1 protein-coding gene is annotated in these 1277 nt (G+C 38.1%); it reads left to right on the top strand.

The window, feature by feature from the left end; all coding sequences use genetic code 11:
* The coding region (locus ACTVDO_RS17310; RefSeq protein ID WP_442901954.1) for an RHS repeat-associated core domain-containing protein at positions 1 to 1040 on the top strand (1040 nt) is incomplete at its 5' end.
* Positions 1041 to 1277: the final 237 nt, after the last annotated feature.

Raw genomic sequence — 1277 nt, 5'->3', positions numbered from 1 at the left:
TAACGAACAACGGCAATAAGACATTTGTGTACGATGATGACAACCGTCTCATTGAAGTAAAAAATGTATCTGGTACAACCATCGCGTCTTTCACGTACGATCAGCTTGGAAGACGCATCAGCAAAACAACATCAAGCGGAACCATCTATTATCACTATGATGGTGACTCGAACCAAGTGCTATATGAAACAGATGCCAACAATAACATCGTGGCGGAGTATACGTGGGATTACCAAGGAAACCCAGTTACAATGACCAAGGGTGGGGTAACTTATTACTACCATATAAATGGTCACGGTGATGTCACGGCATTAACCGATGCAAATGGTAATGTTGTGGCACAGTATCAGTATGATGCTTGGGGAAATATTATTTCGCAAACAGGCACGATGGCTTCGTCTAACCCATATCGTTATGCTGGTTATCGTTATGATGAAGAAACTGGATTATACTATCTCATGGCACGTTATTATGATGCGAACATTGGTCGGTTTATTACAAGGGATACGTTCCATGGGTTTGAGGATGATCCGCAGAGTTTGAATCAATATGCTTATGCTAATAATAACCCTGTAGTGAATATAGATCCTGATGGGCAATTTGCCATGCTCATTCCTGCAGCTTATGCTGCGGCAGTGGCAGTTTTAGGCACTGCGTTAGTTTATTATGCAATTAAGGCACTTGATGCTGTGGGAGAATTAATTGATCAAAGTTTTGCTAGAGTAAAAACAAAACCGAACTATAGATCTAAATATGAGTTACATCATATAGTCGCACAAAAGGCCAAAAAAGCACAACCAGCTCGTAATGTATTGAGCAAGGTCGGTCTCAATGTAAATAATCCTCAAAACTTAATTAGCATTAAAACAGGGCTGCATAGAAGATTGCATACAAATAAATACTATGAAACAATTAATAACATCATGAATTATGCCTATAATAAAAAGTACAGTTATAAAACAAACAGAAAAAGAGTAATTGCAGCTCTTGATGCAATTAAAGTATGGTTAAAAACAAAGAGTTTCTTTTCACCGTTCTAATGGTGAAACTAGGTTGATTTTTCAGAATGGGCCGATTATAGCCTATTAGCATAACCATGCAAATGAGATTAACGTGGAGCCACTGCAGGTATGACTATAGAAAAGAAAAATGTTAAAGCCGATGATAAAATCCCCAATATAGCCGGAATAAAATTCCCCACTTACAATAGAACCATAGTGTCAATGAGAGGAGCTATGGTTCATGATTACGAGAGGGGAATTTTTCATGATCAAAGA

The sequence above is a fragment of the Geobacillus sp. BK01 genome, assembly GCF_052220245.1.
Taxonomy (GTDB): Bacteria; Bacillota; Bacilli; order Bacillales; family Anoxybacillaceae; genus Geobacillus.
The sequence above is the reverse complement of the archived record's forward strand: the minus strand, read 5'-3'. Positions and strand labels throughout refer to the sequence as shown.